Annotated in this window: 10 protein-coding genes and 2 CRISPR repeat arrays (1 of these 12 running past the window's edge); all 10 genes read right to left on the bottom strand. The window is 69.1% G+C overall.

From position 1 onward, the window contains the following. Positions 1-526: 526 nt before the first annotated feature. The 10 genes from AB0D14_RS41160 to cas3 all read right to left on the bottom strand — a co-directional run bounded on the left by AB0D14_RS41160 (position 527) and on the right by cas3 (position 11,800). Entirely contained in the window at positions 527-1,345 is an 819-nt protein-coding gene (locus AB0D14_RS41160) for a hypothetical protein (protein ID WP_362789479.1), read from the bottom strand. Positions 1,346-1,818: 473 nt separating this feature from the next. Then, the gene (locus AB0D14_RS41155; RefSeq protein ID WP_362789476.1) at positions 1,819-2,001 is read right to left on the bottom strand and encodes a hypothetical protein; all 183 of its coding nucleotides are present in this window, start codon (positions 1,999-2,001) and stop codon (positions 1,819-1,821) included. A 168-nt stretch (positions 2,002-2,169) separates the two neighbouring features. After that, positions 2,170-2,365: direct repeats of the CRISPR family, unit length 25 nt; unit sequence CCATCCCCGCGTGCGTGGGGAGCAG. 93 nt (positions 2,366-2,458) lie between these two features. Beyond that, positions 2,459-2,809, bottom strand: coding sequence for a type I-E CRISPR-associated endoribonuclease Cas2e (gene cas2e / locus AB0D14_RS41150; protein ID WP_362789468.1), 351 nt, complete (start codon positions 2,807-2,809; stop codon positions 2,459-2,461). Further along, positions 2,806-3,765 carry a type I-E CRISPR-associated endonuclease Cas1e gene (cas1e, locus tag AB0D14_RS41145; RefSeq protein WP_362789466.1) on the bottom strand — a complete coding sequence of 320 codons (960 nt, stop codon included), beginning with the start codon at positions 3,763-3,765 and terminating at the stop codon, positions 2,806-2,808. The genes cas2e and cas1e overlap by 4 nt, the downstream gene beginning before the upstream one ends. Positions 3,766-3,769: 4 nt before the next feature. Further along, a complete protein-coding gene (gene cas6e / locus AB0D14_RS41140; RefSeq protein ID WP_362789464.1) occupies positions 3,770-4,534 on the bottom strand; it encodes a type I-E CRISPR-associated protein Cas6/Cse3/CasE in 765 nt (254 codons plus the stop codon). Beyond that, complete coding sequence (cas5e, locus tag AB0D14_RS41135) at positions 4,534-5,286, bottom strand: type I-E CRISPR-associated protein Cas5/CasD (protein WP_362789462.1); 753 nt, start codon at positions 5,284-5,286, stop codon at positions 4,534-4,536. Before cas5e ends, cas6e begins: the two co-directional genes overlap by 1 nt. Continuing rightward, positions 5,283-6,482 carry a type I-E CRISPR-associated protein Cas7/Cse4/CasC gene (gene cas7e / locus AB0D14_RS41130; RefSeq protein ID WP_362789459.1) on the bottom strand — a complete coding sequence of 400 codons (1,200 nt, stop codon included), beginning with the start codon at positions 6,480-6,482 and terminating at the stop codon, positions 5,283-5,285. The genes cas5e and cas7e overlap by 4 nt, the downstream gene beginning before the upstream one ends. Further along, a complete protein-coding gene (casB, locus tag AB0D14_RS41125) occupies positions 6,479-7,165 on the bottom strand; it encodes a type I-E CRISPR-associated protein Cse2/CasB (RefSeq protein ID WP_362789457.1) in 687 nt (228 codons plus the stop codon). The genes cas7e and casB overlap by 4 nt, the downstream gene beginning before the upstream one ends. Beyond that, the gene (casA, locus tag AB0D14_RS41120) at positions 7,162-8,823 is read right to left on the bottom strand and encodes a type I-E CRISPR-associated protein Cse1/CasA (protein ID WP_362789473.1); all 1,662 of its coding nucleotides are present in this window, start codon (positions 8,821-8,823) and stop codon (positions 7,162-7,164) included. Before casA ends, casB begins: the two co-directional genes overlap by 4 nt. Positions 8,824-8,878: 55 nt before the next feature. Then, positions 8,879-11,800, bottom strand: a complete 2,922-nt coding sequence (cas3, locus tag AB0D14_RS41115; protein WP_362789454.1) for a CRISPR-associated helicase Cas3' — start codon at positions 11,798-11,800, stop codon at positions 8,879-8,881. Positions 11,801-12,050: 250 nt separating this feature from the next. Then, positions 12,051-12,099: direct repeats of the CRISPR family, unit length 29 nt; unit sequence CTGCTCCCCGCGCCTGCGGGGATGGACCC; it runs 224 nt beyond the window's last position.

Raw genomic sequence — 12,099 nt, 5'->3', positions numbered from 1 at the left:
TGTTCATGATCGGATAACGACTCAAGCGGGAAACGGTGACCTCCACACCGTGCCTTCACGCAATGTCAGTGAGACTGCTCAGACCTCGTGAAGTCGGTCCTGTCCAGACCGGGCGCAGGCGAGGTAGGTACGCGGCGAGGTCGCCGACTGCCTCACGTGTGACGGTGGCGAGCCGGGCCGCGAAGGCCCGCTGGCCGACATCGGCGCCGGGGATCAGGCGGTCGAGTTCAGTTCCTCGAACTGCGCTTCGCGGAACTGTGCATCACCCTGCAGCGGCCGCCCTACCGTCTGGTCGGCGCTCTCATGACCGTCGCCTGAGCGGTCTCGGTGTGGCTCACCCACTGATACGCGCGCTCGAAGCCGGACGTGGCTGTGCCCCGGCGCCTGACGGGGCACAGCCCTTATCGCGAAGGTGGGTATCGTGGGCGGACGGGCCTCACTGGATAGTGAGGTCACGGTTCACGCAAGCGGCTCAACAAGGCTGGGGCCTCGGCCAGCCTGTTGGATAGCGGATTTACACGACCCGTCAGACGCGCCCCAGTCGGGTGCCTTCGAAGCCAGTGATGCGCAGGAGCACGTTGCCGTCGGGCGCAGTAGCGCTGTAACTGCCGTCGTTGCGGTGGTAGCGGGTGGTAATTCCCTTGGGGTGGTCGAGCGTGAGCTGGTGGTCATTGCCACGGGTGCTGCGAAGGTCAATGCACGCGATGTGCCGAGGAACGACGACCTGCCGGGTGCCGTCTGGGGGTGTTTCCAGAGTTCGGGCGCGTAGTACGGCGCACAACAGCAACGCTGGCAGCGGCAATCGCCGCAGGACAGGATGGAGGCGGAAGGCGTCGCTGGGTGGTTTCCACAGAGCGGCGGGTCCGTCGGGGGTGGAGCGCCAGCGACGGGTGTTGACGAAGGGTCCGCTCAGGTAGACGGGCGCGGTTGGGAAGTAATAGAGGTCGGGAAGGAGCGGGTCGGCTTGTGGTTCTGGGTCTGCCGGATCGAGAGGGGCGGCAACGGCCCGGTGGAGGCCGAGGACGATGTGTGCTGTGAAGTACACCTCTGCGGTCACTCTCTGTTCCTGGGGGGTTGAGGTGTCGCGGGCGCGCAGGGTGTAGCGGGCGCGGTCGTTCGTGGGACGTACGAAGACGTCGAATGAGGCGTCGCGCACGGCGGTGACAGGCTGGCCGGGGTGGAGTGTCTGGGCGGCCTCTGCGGCTGCGGCCAGGAGGAAGGTGCCGGGCATGGTGGGGTGGCCGTTGACCAGGTGATGGGCCAGATAGCTGTGCCGACCTGCGTCGAGGTCCAGGTCCCACTCGATGGAGCCGTCCTCTGTCGGCCGGCCAGGTCCCCTGAGCAGGACGTGTGCCGACGACCTGGCGGTGTCGGCGAGGGCTGAGGGCGCACCGGGCGGCTGGGCGGCGGTGTCGTGGAGCAGGCCGGGGCGTTCGCGGTGCAGCAGGCGCCGTTCGCGTTCCCCGAGGTAGACGCTGGCCTTGGTGGCGGTGCGGTCGGCGGCGAGTTCGGCCAGGAAGTGGGAGGTGCCTTCGGTGTCGGTGATGCCGGTCAGGCGTCCCTGGCTGATGATTTCGGCGATGAGGGGACGGGCGGGTGGCGAAGTAGCCGCTGTCGCGCCACAGCGGGAAGCCGATGGTCAGTTCCCGGGTGCTGAGGGGGTGGTCGGCGGCCGCGGTGAGGAAGGCGTTGGCGGGGCTGTAGTCGATCTCCCCACGCAGGGGGTGGACGGCGGCGACGGAGGCGATGTTGCACCACAGGCGGGGGTTGAGAGGGGCGAAAGCGTCGCGCAGATGGTGGTAGCCGCGGACTTACACGTCACGGACCAGCCGGAAGTCGGCGAGGCTCTTGCGGCCCAGGGGGTGCGCTGCGGCTGCGGGTTGCGGCGTGGACGAACAGGTCGATGCCGCTGTGGTGGGCGGCTACCTGGTTCGCGGCGGCGGCCACCGCGGCGGCGTCGGTGATATCGCAGGTGACGTAGTGGACGTTGTCGTGGCCCAGGGTGGTGTGCAGCCGTTGCAGGTTGAGCGCGGTGCGGCGGCGGGTCAGTTGCCGGTCGGTGCGCGCGGCTGCCTCGGCGATGGGATCGGCGCCTAAGCGGGCGCGGGATCATCCCTGCGGATATGGGAGCCGGAACTCGCGCCCGCCGACCTCGCGTTCTTCTCGGGGCCATCCCCGCAAGCGCGGGGAGCATGTTCAACTGACGCCCTGCCTGGGGCCATCCCCGCGTGCGTGGGGAGCAGTGGCTGGCGCGGCCGAGCGCGCCGGAATGATCGGGACCATCCCCGCGTGCGTGGGGAGCAGGCCGCCGCCGGGGGGACCGTCCGAGCCCTCCCGGGACCATCCCCGCGTGCGTGGGGAGCAGACTCTGCGACCTGTGCGTTTACCGCAGTCCGGCTCGGTTTCTGAGTACTTTAAGTGATTCCGGCAATTCGCTCAAAGTGGGCATCTATGTCGATTAGGTCCTGCCGAATCGGCGGCGTTTTGATGCTTTGCTCCAGCCGGGTCTGGGTCCGGTGTTCTGTGGTGGGGCGTTGTTGTTTGGGCGTCGGATCAGGGTGAGGCCCTCGTGGTCGGTGGGGTGCCAGGCGTGGTCGTGGGTGCGGAAGGTGAAGCCCTGTTCGTTGTTGGTGGTGTGGGCGAGCAGGGCGCGGCCTTGGCCGGCGTACTGCTGTACTTCGTCCCACAGGGCGTCGCGGATTCTTGCTGACGGGTTGCCGATGAAGACGCCTGCGGAGATTTCCAGGAGCCAGCGGGTCAGGAATCCGCGGAGGCCGGGCGGGCAGTTGGTGAGGACGATGACGGTCACCAGATGACTGCTTCGTCGGCGTCTCCGTAGTTCCGTCCTGCGGCGACTTCGTGGCTGCCGTCGGTCTGGAGCGTGACGCGGTCTTCTTCTCCGAGTTCGTTGCCGCTGGCGTCGTTCGGGAGCAGGAGGTGTTTGATGTCGTTGACGCAGCGGTTCAGCAGGCCGGTGTCGTTGATGCGGTCCCGTAGGGCGCGGCGGGTGCGGGGGCCGACGTCCTCGTCTGCTTCGGCCGCGATGTCGAAGGCGAGAGGGATGCCGATCTCGGTTTTGTAGAGGTCGGCGATGTCCAGGACGAAGGACAGTTCGTGACCGGAGTGGACGAAGCCGAGTCCGGGGCTGCATCCGAGGGAGGCGACGACGGCGTGGGCGATGCCGTACATGCACTGGGCGGCGGCGGTGATGCCCTGGTTGACGGGGTCGCCGCTGGTGAAGTCGCCCGGGGTGTACTTCCTGCCGTGCCAGCGGACGCCGGTGCGGGTGGCTTGGGTGCGGTAGCAGTTTTTGACGCGGTCGCCTTCGCGGCCGAGCAGTTGTTGGCGGGTCAGGCCGGTTGGGTCTTCGTCGGGGAAGCGCAGTCGGTACATGGCACGGGCGACGGCGAGGCGGTTGCGCATGTTGGCCCATTGGGTGGCCTGGGCTTCGACGAGGGCGGCGGAGCGGCTCAGTGCCCTGCCACCGGCGTAGTAGCGGACGCCGTGTTCGCCTACCCAGGCGACGCCTGCCCCGGTTTCGCCGAGGACGCTCATGGCCTGGTGGGTGATGCGGGTGCCGGGGCCGAGGAGGAGGGTGCCGATGGTGGCGGAGGGGATGTGGGTGGTGCCGTCGGCGTCTTCGGCGGTGATGGCGTTGGCGTCCCGGTGGATGGTGCAGCGTTCCAGGTAGATGAAGGAGAGGCGTTCTGTGGTGCGGGTGAGGTGCCGTGGGGTGAGTGCGGTGCGTTTGCCGACAGTCGTCACGGGTTCACTCGATCGTGGGGGTGAGTGGGGCGAGGGTCATCAGGCCGCAGCCGTAGGCCTTGGCCTTGCCGAGGCCCTGGGTGAGGGTGCGGCGCAGTGCCTCGGGGTCGGTGACTTCGAGGCGGCCGTCGAAGGTGGCGGTGACCACCGTTACGCGGTGGCGTTTCGGGGCGGCCTCGTCGGATTTGGAGAACGCCAGGGAGCGCGGCTCACGGACGGTCAGCTCGTGCCGGTCGCCGTGGTGCCTGTGACCCTTGTGCGTCGTGCCGCTGGGCAGCAGCCGGTTCTCGTCGGGCTTCTCCACGATGCGGAAGCCTGAGCGTTCTTGGCGGTCGAGGAGCCATGCCTTCTGGTGGACGGGGGTGCGGTGGGCGGTGCGCTTGGTCGGTTCGCCGTCTTTGCGGCGGATGTGGTGCACCGGGTTGGCGGTGAGCCGGAATGCCCAGGTGTCGCCCTTCGCGAGGCGTTCGAGGAACGGGGCGTAGGGGCGGGTCTGCCAGCCGGGTGTGTCGGGGTCGAGGGCGGCGGCGGGCCAGCCGGCCTGTTCGACGAGGTGGGTCAGGTCAGGCCGGTCGGGGCTGACGATGTACAGGAAGACTTCGGCGCGCGCGTTGTGGTCGAGGCGCCACAGCACCCTGGGTCCGTCGGTTTTGGTCGGTAGCAGGCCGGGGAAGGACGACATGGCCGCGGCGTGGAGCGACTGGGGTGAGGAGAGCAGCCGACGGGCGCCCGGGCGCGCGGTGTTCACGCGGAAACGGGTCAGATACATCAGGCGGTTTCCTCCTCCAGGGCACCGAGCGGGTCGTGGTGCGGCACGGTGTGGCCGGGCGCGGGCGTGCGTGCGGCCCGCGCCAGTGGGTTGGGGACGTTCACGGTCGTACTGATCACGGTGCGCAGGGCGTGCCGACGGTGTTCGGCGGCGAAGCTGAGCGGTTGGTCACGCAATACGTCTTCCTCCCCGTCGCGTTCGCCGCCGGTGGCCTCCCGCAGGGTCACCAGCGCCACTGTGGTCTGGCTGCGGTGGCGCTTTTGGTGCCAGGCGGATGCCTGCCAGGGCTCGTCCCGCAGCGCCTGGTCGAGACTGATGTCGGGGTGGAGGCCGAGTTCGACCGGGAGTGCGGGCGGGCAGGAGCGTCGGCCGAGGTAGGGCGGGTAGACCGGTGCGCGCAGGGCTGTGTGGAGTGCGGTGATGAGCGTGTTGTCGCCTTCGAGTGCGGCGACGAAGACGGCGTCGGCGAGGTAGAAGCGTTCGGAGAGCGGCATGGATTTGCCGGTGACCGCGTGGTGGGCGGTCTGGAAGTCCCGTATGCGCGTGCCCGGCTGGTCGATACGGACGCCGAAGCGCAGGCTGCCCAACCGGGCCAGCCCGGCGTCGTCGCCGCGTTGGAGTCCTTGGGCGGCGGCCAGCATGCCGATCACCCCGCTCTTGGTCGGGGCCGGCTCGGTGGTTCGACGGACGAAGCGGGCGGAGGCCCCCCAGGCCTGCAGGGGGCCGGCCAGCCGCAGGGTGAGCACGCTCATGCGGGCTTCTCCATGCGTTCGGCGACCGCGTGGCCGACCGACTCGACGAGCGCGGTGAGACTGCCGGCTTCGGTGCCGATTCCTGCGAGTTTCTCGGTGTTCGAGCCGACGCGCAGCACCCAGGTCAGGGTCGACTCCTCGTCTCCGTAAGCACGCTCGATGTCGGGGATGTAGTCCGCCAGGCGCGCGGATGCCTCCCGCAGATGTCCGCTTCCCCGCACGGCGGATACGGGCTCTTCGAAGGCCGAGACGAAACTGATGGGGCGGGTGGTGCGGAGCTTGACCACGACCGCGTCGGGGAGGGTGTGGTTGCCGAAGGTGTTGATCTTCCCGGTGGGCAGGGAGGCGACGAAACCGTGCAGGAACGCCTCGACCGCTCGGCGCACCGGAGTGACGCGGGGTTCGTCCGCGCGCAGCCCTTCGCCGAGGTTGGCGGCGAGCTGGTGGACGCCGAGCGCGGCGTAGCGGTAGAGGGTGGCGGAGTTGAAGTCGACGGTGCCGATCATTCCGGCTCCGGGCTCCGCGTCGGTGTTGCGGTCGTCGACGGCGGTGTAGTAGTCGGATTCGTTGTCCACCCGGTGCACGCTGATCGCGTGGGCGACCTGGACGGCGGCATCGACATTGATGTCGGCGGAGTCGGCGACCATGCGGCCGAACAGGGCGATGTCGACGGAGTGACGGGTGTCGGCGATCTGCTTGGCGCGGGCCTTGTTGTCCTTGTCCTTCAGGAATTCCTTGATGTCGGCCGCGCCTTCGACGGCGAGCGCGGCGAGGCCGTCGAGCTGGCGGGCGCTGAGGAACATCAGGTACTTGGACTGAGGCGCCGCTTCCTCGGCACCGTCCTTCTCCTCGCTCGCCTTGCGCTTGGGCACCTCGATCTTGGACCCCGTGGCCCCCTGGATCACCTCAGCAGCGAGAAGGAGAGCCGCAGCACCCTTCAATGACGGCTCCAGCGCGGTGATACGGGTGGCGAGGACTTCGGCGACCTTCTTCGTGCGTACGCCCAGTTCGCTCGGGTCCAGGAGGTGCTCGTCGCCGAAGTACGAGCGGGTGGCACGCTTCCACGCCTGACTGGAGACACGAGCCCGGGGCACCCCGCCGTACACGGCGGACTTCGGCGCGCCCGTGTCGTCGCGGTTCAGATTGCTGGGTGGGACGGTCTGTAGGGCATGCACATCGAGGAAGATGCGGTTCACGAGGCGTCCTTGTCGGTGGTGTCGGCGGAGAGAGGCGAAGCGTTGAACCCGCTGTCCTCGGGGTCGCGGAAGGCGTGGAACGAGCGGCCCCAGGCGCGGCGTACGGCATCCTGTCCGCCCGGTTGCTGCCAGTGGTAGAGCTGCTCGGCGAGCAGTGCGTAGTCGAGTGGGATGTCTTCGCCACGCAGCAGCAGGACGAGGTCGCGCAGCCGCTGGGCGAGGGAGGGGAGATCGGGCGCGGTGCCGGCGCGGACCAGGCGTTTACGGACCGGCTCGGTAATTTCGTCCTTTGGCATCAGCCGCCGCACGGCAGCGCCCAGACCCGTCGGCTTCTCCCGGCGGTCGCGCAGGTGCATGGCCGTTCCGCGTGACTGTTGGTGCAGGGCCCACAGTGTGAGGGCGACATGGACAGCGTCCTCCGCGCGGGTCAGTTCATCCTCGCTCAAGGGCCGCCCGCCGTTGTGCGGACTCTCGTGGAGCGGGCCGGTGTCGGCCAGGCCCCACAGGTCCGGTACCTGCTCGTACTTCTTGCCCGCTCCGCGGCGCAGTCTGGCCAGCGCCGCCACCGCGTGGGCCTGGTCCTTGAGATAGCCCTGTTGAAGCGGGGCGATGATCTCGCCGGTGATCTGGCCGACCCGTTTCGGGACGGGCGGCACGGTGGTGGTGGCGGTGTCGGTGGTCATGCGGGCTCCTTCGCGGAAGAGGAGTCAGATCCGCGCGCGGGGCCGGGAGCGGCCTCCCGGTCGGAGAACGGATGGCTCAGGGCTTTGTTGAGGCGGCTGCGGAACCATTGGTCGGCGAGCGCGGAGTTCAGCCACAGGGAGCCTTTCCTCGCCTCGACGGTCCGGCCTTCCCATGCCGCGCAGCCCGCCTGCGCCATCTGCTGTTCGCCCAGCCGTGCGATCGAGCGGTAGACGTCCCGCTGCCAGACCTTGCGCTGCTGGTACGGGTCGTCGGCTTCGGCGAGGTCCTTGAGCCAGGTGCGGTACGGGCCGTCCAGCGCGGCGAAACCGAGATCGCGAGCGGTACCCCGGAGCGGGTCCGATTCGATGCCCGCGGCGCGGGCCAGATCGGTGGCGAGGTCACCGAGGGCGGTGACGGCGCCTTCCGCGTCCAAGACCGCGTCGATGGCCTGCTGCGCGTACTCACGGTCTTGCTGATGGAGGAGCCTGACCGCCATGGCGAGACGGTCATCGGCGATCTCGTCGATCACGGATTGCTGGGTGCCGTAGACAGGGCCGATGACGCGAGCCCGGATGAGGAAGCCGCGCGGCAGCTCTCCCTCCGTCACCAGCCGGGCGACCCATTCGAGGACCCCCGGCCGCAGTCCCTGGGAAGCCTCGGAACCCTGCGCGCTCTGCGTCCGGTTCACGATCAGGGCAGCGAGCCCCCGCCATGCGGAACGTGCGGGGTCGTGCTCGCGCGGCAGGTAGACCAGCGCCTCACCGCGCTTCTTCTCCTGCACCGGGCTGCGACGCCACGCCGTCATCGGCTCGCGGGTGTGCATGTTGTGCGCAGTGAGCGGGTCGCCGTAACCGAGGACGACGCCGTACGCTCCGTGCGCGTCGAAGTGGAGCCGCAGCCGCCGTGTCTGCCAGGTGTACAAGTCCCGTACGCCCGAGGGGTGCCGTGGTCCGGCGACGCCGGGCCCTGACGGTTCCCGGCGCCAGGCGGGGCGGTCGTCCTCGTCGAACCGCAGGCCGGTGGTGTCCGCGGCAATCAGGTTCAGCAGCAGGGTCTCCCGCAGGCTGCTGCCTTCGGCGAAGACCCCTCCGAGGGTGCCGGCCCAGCCGACCCCCAGCGGATACACCTTGCCGCCCTTGGCCCGGCTGTCGCCGTCGACGCCGGTCTTGATGCCGGAGGTGTCGTAGGCGTGCGTGTGGACGACCCAGCGGGCGGCCTCGGCGAAGCCGAGCCGGTCGACAGCCGGCTGCCGGGAGCTGAAGAAGGGCTCGCCGTTCGGGACGTCGGCGACGATCCGGTTGAGAGAGAAGACTTCGTCCCGCGCCGTACGCAGGCCCGCGACCTGGAAGAACGGCGTCACCGGGTGCAGCAGGTCGAATCGGTCGCAGTGCTCCGCGAGATAGCCGGGAAGGGGCGCGAAGCAGTCGTCATCGGCCCACAGGTCCGACCAGTGCTCGATGTCCTGCGGCCCGTCGAGAGCGTCATGGGCGATGGCGAGGAGGAGGCGCAGGAGGGCGAACTCCTGCGTGGGAAGGTCCCCGACGATCCGGCGCAGCCCGTCAGCCTGAGCGAAGACCTCGCGCAGGGAAAGCTCGGCCTGGGTGCCGTCCAGCCGCTGGACCGGTACCCAAGGCCGGGTGGTCAGATCGAACGACACCCAGGACGGCGCTTCGGATACCAACTCGCCTTCACCCGTGCGTGCTGTGCTCGCTTCAGTCACTGCTCACCTCAAGGCCGTCCCTCTGGCTGTAGCGGAGTGAGAAGCCTGCCAGGCGGGTCTGACAATCGGCGTCGAGCGCGAGAATCAGCTGGCCGGCGAGCCAGGGGCTGTTCTTCGCCTGCCAGGCAGGCACGTAGAGTTCTTCGAGTTCTGTGATCGCCCGGTCCATCACCTCGCCGTACGAGAACTGGATGGGCAGCCGCAGCCCGCAGCCCGCGGCTGCCCGGGCCGCCTTCGGCGACGGAACCCGGTCCAGGGGCAGTTCCAGCCCGCCCCTACCCCTGTCCAGCCACGGCATCGTGGCCAGCGACCCGTCGGCCCGGCGCTGTACGACGAGGACTTCCAGGCTCTCCTTGCTGTCCCGGACCTGGGCCCTGCCCGCACGGGTGTCGTCCGCGTCGCCCGCCCCAGCCGCGATCCAGCCGATGAGCGGCCGCCCCGGCCTTTGGACATCGCCGAGCCGGAACACATCGGCACGCTCCGCCTGATCCGTACGGTGCCGCTCGTGCCGCTCCAGCGCCTTCGCCATCGCCTCGGCCCAGCCCTCGGGACCGGTGGGCCCGTCACCGTACGCTCCCTGCACCAACACGCTGATGTCCCGCGGCAGCCGCACCGGCCGGCGCGCACCCTCAAGGTGCGGCAGCAGCACGGCCGCCGAACGCAGCAGCGCGTACGCCCCGTACACGGCGACCGACCCCCGCACCGGTACGGGCACATCGGTACCCCAGTCCACACCGGTCACCAGGCAGCGGGCCGTGCACAACCCTTCGGGCCGGTTCTCCTGCTCCGTGCCCCGTTGGTGTCGGTGCAGACGCCCCATGCGTTGGAGCAGCAGGTCGACCGGGCACAGGTCGGTGACAAGCAGGTCGAAGTCGACATCGAGGGACTGCTCGGCCACCTGGCTGGCGACCACGATGTGCTTGACCGGGCGCCGGTCTCCCGCCCTCTCGGGTGGGCCGAAGCGGACCAGGAGGTCGGCGTCCTTGGCTGCCCGGTCGATGTCGAGGAAGCACGAGTGCGCGACGGTGACCTGCTCGTCGCCGAACCGCTCGCGCAGTACCCGGGCGGTGTCCAGGACCCGCCGGACGGTATTACGGACCACCAGAGCACAGCCCCCGCCGTCGAGTTCGGCGGCCAGCCGGTCGGACAGGACCCCCAAATCGTCATCGAGACGCTCGATGTGAACGTCACCACCACGCGCGGAAGCAGCTGGGCGCTCCATCACGGGCATCTGCCCGCTCGCTACGGCGGTCAGCAGGGGATAGGCGTCGGCCTGAGCCACTGCCTCGAACTCCGCGGCACCGGCGCCCGAGCCGGCTACGGTGCCCGCTTTGGCGTATGCCTCGGAGAGCTGGCGGCGCCGGGCCGCGGGCAGCGTCGCGGACAGCACCACCACCGGGACCCGGTAGGCACCCAGCCACGACAGCACCCGGTACAGATAGACGCTCATGTACGTGTCGTACGCGTGTGCCTCGTCGATCACGACGACCTTGCCCGCGACCGCGAGATGACGCAGCGCCAGATGCCGGCTCTTGAGCCCGGCGAACAGAAGCTGATCGACGGTCCCCGCGACGAACGACGACAGCATCGCCTTCTTGCGGCCATGTAACCATTCGTGTGCGACCAACTCTGCTGGAGCGGAACGCTTTTCGTGCCCCGGCCGCCACTCGAATGTCTCCGCGTCAGCGTCCACGGCGGTGATCTGCTGCCGGCTCTCCCGCATCAGACCGGCGTACTCGTCGTTGAGAGCCGCCTTGGAGTGCGCCAGGAGAACGGACAGCCGGGTGCCTTCCTCAGCGGGCAGCCGATCCAGCCAGTCCAGCAGACGGGGAAACAACGCGTTGCCGGTGGCCATGGTCGGCAACGCGAAGAACACACCGCCCGCGCCCGAGCGGGCCGCGAAGATCTCGGCAACGGCCAGCGCGGCCTCCGTCTTCCCCTCGCCCATCGGCGCCTCGATCACCATCAGTCCCGGCGCGGGCATCGAGCGCGCCAACCGGATCGCCGCCTCCTGCACGGGACGGGCCTCCGCCCCCGGCGGCAGATCGAAACGGGAAGCGAATAGCTCCCCCACGTCCCCCGCCGGCTCGACGGCCCGCCACGGCGGGGGCAGACTCAACCCCCGCCAGGCAGCGGCCACCCGCTCCTGGCTCGTACGGTGGATCTCCTGCGGAAAGTACGGGAACAGCTCGGGATTGCTGGCAATCCAGTCAGCCACGATCACCAAAGCGGTCAGCAGTACCTGAACCGGCTGCGGCAGCCGCACCGTCCGCCACGCACCGAGGCGCTCCCGAACGCCGTACTCGTCGGCGCACGCGTCGAGCAACTCGTCCTGCACCCGCCGCCACACCCGGCGGCTGGGCCCGGGGGTACGCAGCAGATGTGGGCGGTCGTCCAGTTCCTTGATCTGCCCATGCTCCGGAGGCAACCCGTGATGGCCGCCCGGAACGATGCCTAACTGCCCGGACTGCTTCCGCGTCCAGCCATGACGCTCTTCGAGCCAGTCACCGAGCAGCACCTGCCCCGCCAGACCGTGCGGGGCCAGCTTGCGGTCGGGGCCGAACTGACGCCGAGTGGGCATCTCAAGCCCCTCCCCACGCATCCGGTCGGCGAGCTGATCAACCTGGCAGGCGAAAGCGGGAGTCGCCTTGCCGATGTCGTGCACGGCCGCCAGCCACACCGCCAGACGCCGGGCATCCTCATCCCCGCCGGGCAACGCCTCGGCCACCAGACTCCGCACGTTCGACGGCACCCAGTGATCCCACAACAGCCCGGCCACAGAGCCGCTGTCCTCCATATGGCACCACAGCGGCAACCAACCCTCGGTATCCCGACTGTGCTTGGCCCACACGCTCCGCACCGGCCCCGACAACCGCCCGCTCAACCCCGTCCGGGGCTCCCCTTGACCCGTCATACCTGATGCATACAGCTAAACGCAGACCGCAACTGCCATATAAGGAAAATCCGCTGACCGGGGATCTCATTCGTGCCCGATCAGCGTGACGGCTCACATCAAGCCGTATCATCCGCCGATAGCTCTGCCGCCGAGGCAGAGTCGGCTGAACACTGCAACGCAAGTGGGTGCCGTTATGGACTGTTTGTCGGAATCCGTGAAACTGCTCGAAAACCGAGCAGAGCGCCTATAAAGCCCCAGGTCAGGCAGTCTGCTCCCCGCGCCTGCGGGGATGGACCCGGCCGCCCCCGAGTGCCTCT

It is taken from the genome of Streptomyces sp. NPDC048484 (assembly GCF_040651415.1).
Lineage (GTDB): Bacteria > Actinomycetota > Actinomycetes > Streptomycetales > Streptomycetaceae > Streptomyces.
The sequence above is the reverse complement of the archived record's forward strand: the minus strand, read 5'-3'. Positions and strand labels throughout refer to the sequence as shown.

Excerpts from the sequence above, each read along its gene's own strand:
- cas6e (WP_362789464.1), bottom strand. The coding sequence starts at position 4,534 with ATGTATCTGACCCGTTTCCGCGTGAACACCGCGCGCCCGGGCGCCCGT.
- cas5e (WP_362789462.1), bottom strand. The coding sequence starts at position 5,286 with ATGAGCGTGCTCACCCTGCGGCTGGCCGGCCCCCTGCAGGCCTGGGGG.
- casB (WP_362789457.1), bottom strand. The coding sequence starts at position 7,165 with ATGACCACCGACACCGCCACCACCACCGTGCCGCCCGTCCCGAAACGG.
- cas3 (WP_362789454.1), bottom strand. The coding sequence starts at position 11,800 with ATGACGGGTCAAGGGGAGCCCCGGACGGGGTTGAGCGGGCGGTTGTCG.